The organism is uncultured Rikenella sp., from assembly GCF_947628055.1.
In the GTDB taxonomy this organism is placed as follows: domain Bacteria; phylum Bacteroidota; class Bacteroidia; order Bacteroidales; family Rikenellaceae; genus Rikenella.
In genome coordinates this window covers 1-8,340 of record NZ_CANQYJ010000106.1, presented here as the reverse complement: position 1 = coordinate 8,340, position 8,340 = coordinate 1, and the positions used below count along the sequence as shown (strand labels likewise).

The following is an 8,340-nucleotide window of genomic DNA, read 5'->3' as shown; positions in this document are numbered from 1 at the left end:
GCTCGAATGGCCGAGGCGCCAGGAGGAAGGCACAGCCAAACTTTTTGAAATGCTAACGCATCTCTTGAGCCTGCCGGATACCCTTGTCTTCGATCCTCTTGGGCCGGAAGCAATAGACCGCTCTTAATATTGCGGTTCTTTAGAACCGCCGACCTCTGCGCCCAGCGGCGAAGCCGCTCGGGGGTGGGCGCGAGGTCGAACTGAGGTGCAATAGAGCGGTCTATTGCTCCGGCCCAAAGAAAACGCAATGCAAGAGGACTGCGGAGCCTAAGCAGTCGGGTAATTACAGCCCGGAAAGCCCCTATGGGGCCTTTCTTTTCAAAGAAAGAACGGTTCCATCCGGTACAGTGCTAAATAAACCTACATTAAAGTATATATAATCGCGAAACATTAAAACGGAGGCTCGCCATCGAAACCTTCCCCAGCTGCACTCGAAAAAGGATCGACCACAGTATCTCCCGCTCCTCCCGGCACCGTCACCACCCGGCCCGAAGCGTCGAAATCGCTGTCGAAACCGCTCGACACAATCGTACTGTATCCCCCCGCATCCCCCGCCGCGATGCCGCCGAACCCCGTGTCATCCCAGTCCACGAACTTCGCCTGCTCGCTCCGGAACCGCAGCTTGATCGTGTCCACCGCCCCGTTCCGGTGCTTGGCCACGATGATCTCCGCCAGCCCCTGCGTCGGATTCCCATCCTCGTCCATCGTCATCCCGTAGTACTCCGGCCGGTGGATGAACGCCACAATGTCCGCATCCTGCTCGATCGCCCCCGACTCGCGCAAGTCCGAAAGCTGCGGCCGCTTGGTACCCCCGCGCGACTCGACAGTACGGTTCAGCTGCGAAAGCGCCAGAATCGGCACATCCAACTCCTTCGCAATCGCCTTGAGCGTCCGCGAAATCATCGCCACCTCCTGCTCCCGGTTCCCCCGCAGATCCGTCGTACCCACCGTCATCAACTGCAGGTAGTCGATAATCACCAGCTCGATGTTGTGCTGTGCCTTGAGCCGCCGCACCTTCGACCGAAACTCGTAGATCGATAGCGCCGGCGTGTCGTCGATAAACATCTGCGCTGCCGCCAGCGGCTTGATCGACGTTTCGAGATGTTTCCACTCGTCCGGCGACAGGCGTCCGTTCTTGATGTTGTGCGAATCCAGCCCCGACTCCCCGATGATCAGACGCGTCATAAGCTGCACGGAACTCATTTCGAGCGAAAAGACCGCTACCGCCTTTTGATAATCCACCGAGATGTTGCGCGCCATGGTCAGCACGAACGCCGTTTTCCCCATCGCCGGCCGCGCCGCGATAATCACCAAGTCCGACGGCTGCCACCCCAACGTCAGCCGATCCAGATCGGCGAAACCGCTCGGAATGCCGCTCAATCCGTCCGGTTTCTGCGCCGCCTCCTCGATCTTCTGAATCGCCTTGCTCACGATGTCCCGCGCACTCTGCACATCGCGCCGGATATTCCCCTCGGCGATCACGAAAATCGCCTGCTCCGCCTGATTGATCAACTCCTCGACGTCGATCGAATCATCGAACGACTGTTTCTGTATCTCGGTCGAAGCCGAGATCAGCTGCCGCTGCACATACTTCTGCGCCACGATCTTGGCATGGAACTCCAAATGCGCCGCCGACCCCACTTTCTGCGTCAGTTCCGCCAGATAAGCCGGCCCCCCGACCATCGCCAGCTGCCCCTTTTTCTGGAGCTGCTGCCCGACGGTATAGAGGTCGATCGGCTCGATCCGCGCCGAGAGGTCCAGAATCGCCTGATAAATAATCTGGTGCGCCTCGCGGTAGAACGACTCCGGCACTAAAATCTCCTGTATCCCCAGAATCGCATGTTTTTCGAGCATCAACGCCCCGAGCACCGCCTCCTCCAATTCGACCGCCTGCGGCGGCGCAACTCCCATCTGCTGGCTCACCGCCGTAATCGACTCCGTGGTTTTGCGTCGCGAAGCTATCTGCCGCGCTTCCGCGTTTTGTTTGTATTCTGCCATGGTCTTTCGTATCTTCTTTTAAGGGCACTCGTCGCCGAAACACTTCTGCCCCTGCCGCCGTCAGGACGTTTGTACCAGAAAAAGTGCGCCTTCTGCCGCTCCTTCTCTTCCCTCGTGCGCGCCACATACAACTTTTCCCCCGTATAAGGATTCCTCCCCGTGTAGAACATCACCGAGCTCAAAGTCATCGGCGTTGGCGTCAAGTCCTGCACTTGTTCAAGCCGGAAATCGAGCCGACGGGTAATCTCCGCCAGCTCCCGCATATCGTTCTCCGTACATCCCGGATGGCTCGATATGAAGTAAGGGATCAACTGGTAAGGCAGCCCCTCCCGCCCGCAAATCGCCCGGAACCGCGCATTCAACTCCTCGAACAGCCGGAACGACGGCTTCCGCATCAAGTTCAACACCTTGTCCGACGTGTGTTCCGGCGCCACCTTGAGCCGTCCGCTCGTATGGTATTTCAACACCTCGTCCAAGTAAGGCGACCCGTCGAACAGGTCGTACCTGATTCCGCTTCCGATATAGGCGTGCTTCACCCCCTTGACCTGTCGGATCTTCCGGTAGAGTTCCAACAGCGGCCGGTGGTCGTTGTCCAAATTGGGACAGACCTTCGGAAAAAGACAGGAAGGCCGCATACACCGTCCGCACAACTCGCGATTGCGCCCTCCCATGCGGTACATATTGGCCGACGGCCCCCCGATGTCGGAAAGATTCCCCCGGAAATCGTCCATCTGCGTCACCCGTTCCACCTCGCGCAGGATCGACCCCTCGCTTCGAGACGAGATGAACTTGCCCTGATGCGCCGAGATCGTGCAAAAGCTGCACCCCCCGAAACAGCCCCGGTGGAGGTTCACCGAATGCTTGATCATCTCATACGCCGCAATCGCCCCCTTGCCTTTGTACCTCGGATGCGGCAGCCGCGTATAAGGCAGGTCGAAGCTGTGGTCGATCTCCGCCTCCGTCAGGTACGGATAGGGCGGATTGACCACCACATACCGGTCCCCGACCCGTTCCGCCAAAATGCCCGCCTGCACCTTGTTCGACTCCGTTTCGATCCGGACGAAATTCTCACCGAATTTCTCCGGCGACTGTACGCACTCCTCATACGAATGGAGCAGAAAAGCCCCCTCCGGCACCGAATCCGCGAGATAAACCACCTGCGGCAGCCGAACTAACCGTTTGAGGTTGAATCCGTTGTGCAGCCGCCGGGCCACTTCGACCGTCACACGATCCCCCATGCCGTAAGTCAGCAAATCCGCCCCGCTCTCCACCAGAAACGACGGCCTCAGCCGGTCTTCCCAATAGTCGTAATGGGTCAATCGCCGGAGCGACGCCTCGATCCCCCCGATAACGACCGGCACGTCCGGATAGAGCCGTTTCAAGATCCGGGTATAGACCAGGGTAGGGTAGTCCGGCCGCTGTCCCGCCCGACCGCCCGGCGTGTAGGCATCGTCCGACCGTCGCCGGCGCGTGGCGGTGTAGTGGTTCACCATCGAATCCATCGCTCCGGCCGAGACGCCGAAAAAGAGCCTCGGCTTCCCCAACTTCCTGAAATCCCGCAGGTCGTCCCTCCAGTTCGGCTGCGGCACGATCGCCACCCGATACCCCTCGGCCTCCAAAATCCGCCCGATCACCGCCGCACCGAACGACGGATGATCGACATAGGCGTCGCCGGTGAAGAGAATCACATCCAATTCCTCCCACCCGCGCGCCGCCACCTCCTTGACCGAAGTGGGCAGAAAATCGTTCGGTGAAACCATCGTCTTTTAAGCGGAATAAAGTCCGTTTTTCTGAAAGGCATAATCGGCCTCGATCCGCTCCGGCGCATCGGCCTCCAACAACAGCAGCAGTTCGCGCGAAAACTCTAAGTATCCCGTCCCGTTCGCCGTGACGATCCCCCCGTCGGCCACCGCCTGCCGCTCGACATACCCCGCCTCGTTCGTATACCGATCCCCGCCCCACAGTTTCAACTGTTCCAACGTATTGCCCGTATGCCGCACGTCGTTCAGAAAGCCGTGCGCCGCCAGAAACGAAGCTCCGTTACAAATCCCGCCGACGATCCGCCCGTTGTCGCGGGCATGTTGCACCGGGCCGACAACCCCCGCCGCCGCAGCCGACTGCCAGCCGGTTCCGCCGATCAACACCAACGCGGCATACTCGTCCGGCAGGGTCTGAAAATCGTAGTCCGGCAACGTACGAAAACCGCCTAACGAACAGACAGGCTCCCGGGTCGCCCCCACCACCCGAGGCACATACCGTCCCCCCGTCCGCAAACCCGCAGCCAAAAACGCGCTCTCCCAGTCGGCGTATTCATTCAGGAGAACCAACAATACCTCTTCCTGTTTCATGATTTTATGTCGCTCTATATCACAATGTCAGTTTCGCGCCGCCTCGGCGCCAAAGGAGCCCGGCGCTGAACCGAATGGAATTTATCAAATAAAATTAGTCTGCGCCGAAATTTTCCCGCTCCGGCAGCAGCAACGACGAATCCCCGTAGCTCAAGAACCGGAACCCGTGTTCGAGAGCATAGGCGTAAATCTCCCGCCACCGATCCCCGACCAGCGCCGAGATCAGCAACAGCAGCGTACTCTGCGGCTGGTGGAAATTGGTGATCAATCCCCTCACCGTCCGCCACCGGTAGCCCGGCACGATCATAATTTCGGTCGAAGCCTGCAACCGCTCCAGCCCCTCACTCCGCATCCAACCGGCCAACGCCCGGAGCGGTTCCGGCGCATTCGCCGCTGTCGCCCCGTTGGAGTATGCCTCCCACTGTCCCACCGCCCGCTCCGGTTCCGCCGCACCGGTCGATAAGACCCGCTCGCCCAGTACCGCCAGCGATTCCAGCGTCCGCACCGAAGTCGTCCCCACCGCCACAATCCCATTCCTTTGAACCGCCGACGCCAGCCGGTCGAGCGTTATTAAGTCCACCTGAAAAAACTCGGTGTGCATCCGGTGTTCCCGTGCATCCGCCGTCTTGACCGGCAGGAAAGTCCCCGCCCCCACGTGCAGTGTCACCTCGGCTGTCTCAAAACCGTGCGAAGGCAGCGACGCGATGATCTCCGGCGTGAAATGCAGCCCCGCCGTCGGCGCCGCCACCGAACCTTCCCACCGCGAATAGACCGTCTGATACCGCACCGTGTCGATCTCCTCGCTCTCGCGACGCAGATAGGGCGGAATCGGCGTCCGCCCCAGCAATTCCAACAGCTGCCCGAAAGTATGTCCCGACGTCCAAACGAACCGCACGGTATCCTCTCCACCCGGCAGACGTTCGGCCGACAGCGTCCCCCCTGCGTATTCGATCGTCAAAGCCCCCTCTTTCCACTTCTTCGAGTTCCCCACGATGCAATGCCACACACAGGTGTCCGTCGCCGCAAAAGCCCGTTCGTAATCCGCCGGCGTATGCGGTTCGAGGCAGAATATCTCGATCCGCGCCCCCGTCGCCTTGTGGAACAGCAACCGCGCCCGAATGACCCGGGTGTTGTTGAACACGACGGTCGCCCCCGCCGGCAAGTATTCCGCCACATCCCGAAACACTCCCTCGCCGATCTGTCCCCCGCGGTAAAGCAGCAACTTGGAGGCCGCCCGATCCGCCAGCGGAAACCGCGCGATGCGCTCGTCAGGCAGCGGGTAGTCGAATTCCGAAATAGCTATTGCCTTCTCCATCAAAACCGTTAAATTTGCACAAATTTAGCGATAATATGATTAAAGCAGGCAGCCGGGTCAAATTCATTTCGGATACGGGGGTGGGCATCGTGCGCTCGATCAAAGGCAACATGGCTTACGTCGAAGTGGAGGACGGTTTTGAAATTCCGGCCTTGATCAGCGATATTGTCGAAGTGGAGATCGAGGAGGAGAATGCGGCGATCGTCAAGATCGGGCCGAGCGATCCGAAACCTTCGACCTCTCATGCGGCGGGAACAAACGATGCTTCGACAAAAAAACAACGGGCGACGGTGAGGGGACTGAATAATTACGGACGGGTGTCGCTGGCGGACGATTACGAGGACGACGAACCGATCGACCTGTCGAAGTTCCGGAAATCGTTCACGGCGGCGGTGGCGGAAACGGAGGTGGATCGCACGCCGGCGGTGCCGGAGAAGGCGCCGTGGGAGGTGACGGACTATTTGGTCAAGCTGCTGTTCGTGCCGGTGGCCGACACGGACAAGGCGGCGGAAAACGCGGATTTGGAGGCGTGGTTGGTCAACGACAGCAGCTATACGCTATTCTATAACATCGCACGGCGGGAGCAACGCGGAGGGGGTCTTTGCGTACGGACGATCGACAGCGGAACGATAGAGGCGGATTCCAAACAAAAAATCAAACTGTATCGGCGGGCGGAACTGGCGGAAATTTCGACGCTGCATATCAGTCTGCTGCCTTACAAACCGACGGCATTCGTGCCGCGGGCGGTGGAGGCGTTCGATCTGGAACTCCACCCGCTGCGATTCGTGCGGGCTTCGTCGTTCGTCGAGAATGATTATTTCGAGACTCCGGCGGTAGAATTTATTTTGGCCTCGTCGGACGAGTTGGCGGATACCTCGGCGCCGGTCATTCCGGCCTCTGCACCTAAGCCGAAGGCCAATCCGGCTCAACAAAAGCAATCGACAAAAGACGAAGAGGTGGTGGACTTGCATGCGGAAGCGATTCTCGATTCGACGGCGGGGATGGCGGCGGGTGAAATTTTGCAGGCGCAGCTGGCGCGGTTTACGGTGGCTTTGGACGGTGCGGTCAAAGGCGGGGTTTCATCGCCGAAACGCATGGTCTTTATCCACGGGGTGGGAAAGGGTAAGCTGCGGTACGAGATCGAAAAGGAGCTCAAACGCAGTTATCCGAAACTCAGATACCAGGATGCTTCGTTTGCGGAGTACGGCTATGGGGCGCTTATAGTTTTTCTGAAATAATCTCTTTCATGACATGGAATATCAAGCCGATAAGACTTTGATCGCCGCTTGCGGGCTATGCCTTCGGTACGCTGCTCGGTTCTTGGTCACCCAAGAAAGAAAGTGTGCCCCCGCGGCATGAGCGGTGAAGCGAAAACAAAACCCCGCTCGGCAGGAGAACAACCATTTAAACGTACGTTTTATTGTGCGCGTGTTCAGTATAGAACTGTTCTCTTTGTGAACAAAGAGAACCAGAAAAACTTTTTGAGATGCTTACGCATCTCTTGAGCCTGCCGGGTCTTGTCTTCGATCCTCTTGTGCCGGGAGCAATAGACCACTCTATTGCACCTCAGTTCGACCTCGCGCCCACCCCCCGAGCGGCTTCGCCGCTGGGTGCAGAGGTCGGCGGTTCTAAAGAACCGCAATATTAAGAGCGGTCTATTGCTCCGGCACAAAGAAACTCAATGCAAGAGGACTGCGGAGCCTGAAGAGTAGCGCAGCTATCTGAAAGTTTCTTTGGTTCTTTCTTCTCAAAGAAAGAACGGTTCCATCCGGCACAATGCAATATAAACCTACAATAAAAAAATAACAGCAAGGGGGCTCTGCCGCTGCTTCCGGCGCCGTTCGCGGCGAACCGGGAGGGGAGGAAAGTCCGGGCAACACAGGGCGCCGCACTGGTGAAACTGCCAGACGGACGCAAGTTCGTGTATCCGTAACAGAAAACGACCGCCGTCCGTTTCATGTCAAGCGAGACGGTAAGGATGAAAAGGTGGGGTAAGAGCCCACCGGCGCCGGTGGCGACACCGGCGGCCGTACGGACTGCGGGTTGCAAGACCATGTACACCGACGCCGACCTGTGCGGAAAACCGTTTTTTCCGGTACAGGTCTGAAGGGCGGCCCGTCCAAGTCGGGGGGTAGGTTGCTGACGATCCGGCGGGCGACCGCCGGGCTGGATAAATGGCAGAGGCTTTTCGATCCGGGTAAACGCACTCGTGCAGTGCCGCCGGGAAAAGTACAGAACCCGGCTTACACTCCTTGCTTTTTTAAGGCGAAACTGACTTACATCAAGCAGATTCGCCTTTTTTCTTTAAATTCCTGCCTTAATTACGCGGTTATCCATTGTACCCGCATTCTTCGGGGCATTTTTTCGGTTCAGGTCGGTGTCGACTTTTATGGGAACAGCCTCTACCTAAAAGATCGGCGACCTATTTTTCTTGGGGATGAATATAACTCACCAATTTATTTCGTAATCAAAACCCGATTTGGAGATGAGATAAACCCCTCTTTAGGACATACATAAAAGCGTTAGCTTTTACTTTTGCTTTCCGAAAACTTCGACACTTTTCAAAAGCAACCAAGAGTAAAGCGGTAACGCTCACGTGGCGACACGTGGGCTTTACTTATTTGGTTGCATAGGTAGTCGAAGACCTCGGAAAGCAGATAAGATTCAAAGCCCACGCTT

At 58.0% G+C, this 8,340-nt stretch carries 5 protein-coding genes and 1 other RNA gene; 2 read left to right on the top strand and 4 right to left on the bottom strand.

Annotated features, from left to right (window positions below):
• Positions 1–390 precede the first annotated feature (390 nt).
• The 4 genes from dnaB to Q0Z93_RS08725 all read right to left on the bottom strand — a co-directional run bounded on the left by dnaB (position 391) and on the right by Q0Z93_RS08725 (position 5,661).
• Positions 391–1,911, bottom strand: coding sequence for a replicative DNA helicase (gene dnaB, locus Q0Z93_RS08740; RefSeq protein WP_298064598.1), 1,521 nt, complete (start codon positions 1,909–1,911; stop codon positions 391–393).
• A gap of 47 nt (positions 1,912–1,958) precedes the next feature.
• Positions 1,959–3,758, bottom strand: a complete 1,800-nt coding sequence (locus Q0Z93_RS08735; protein WP_298064595.1) for a YgiQ family radical SAM protein — start codon at positions 3,756–3,758, stop codon at positions 1,959–1,961.
• A gap of 6 nt (positions 3,759–3,764) precedes the next feature.
• Positions 3,765–4,346, bottom strand: coding sequence for a DJ-1/PfpI family protein (locus Q0Z93_RS08730; protein WP_298064593.1), 582 nt, complete (start codon positions 4,344–4,346; stop codon positions 3,765–3,767).
• 94 nt (positions 4,347–4,440) lie between these two features.
• Entirely contained in the window at positions 4,441–5,661 is a 1,221-nt protein-coding gene (locus Q0Z93_RS08725) for an S-adenosylmethionine:tRNA ribosyltransferase-isomerase (protein ID WP_298064590.1), read from the bottom strand.
• 35 nt (positions 5,662–5,696) lie between these two features.
• On the opposite strand from Q0Z93_RS08725, the gene Q0Z93_RS08720 reads away from it, so the two are divergent.
• Both Q0Z93_RS08720 and rnpB read left to right on the top strand, forming a co-directional pair.
• Complete coding sequence (locus tag Q0Z93_RS08720) at positions 5,697–6,899, top strand: DUF2027 domain-containing protein (RefSeq protein WP_298064588.1); 1,203 nt, start codon at positions 5,697–5,699, stop codon at positions 6,897–6,899.
• A gap of 568 nt (positions 6,900–7,467) precedes the next feature.
• Positions 7,468–7,923, top strand: an RNA gene (rnpB, locus tag Q0Z93_RS08715) — RNase P RNA component class A.
• The last annotated feature ends 417 nt before the right edge of the window (positions 7,924–8,340 follow it).

What these genes read in the sequence shown, in the direction of transcription:
- dnaB (WP_298064598.1), bottom strand. Translation starts at nt 1,911, where the DNA reads ATGGGAGTTGCGCCGCCGCAGGCGGTCGAATTGGAGGAGGCGGTGCTC.
- Q0Z93_RS08735 (WP_298064595.1), bottom strand. Translation starts at nt 3,758, where the DNA reads ATGGTTTCACCGAACGATTTTCTGCCCACTTCGGTCAAGGAGGTGGCG.
- Q0Z93_RS08725 (WP_298064590.1), bottom strand. Translation starts at nt 5,661, where the DNA reads ATGGAGAAGGCAATAGCTATTTCGGAATTCGACTACCCGCTGCCTGAC.
- Q0Z93_RS08730 (WP_298064593.1), bottom strand. Translation starts at nt 4,346, where the DNA reads ATGAAACAGGAAGAGGTATTGTTGGTTCTCCTGAATGAATACGCCGAC.
- Q0Z93_RS08720 (WP_298064588.1), top strand. Translation starts at nt 5,697, where the DNA reads ATGATTAAAGCAGGCAGCCGGGTCAAATTCATTTCGGATACGGGGGTG.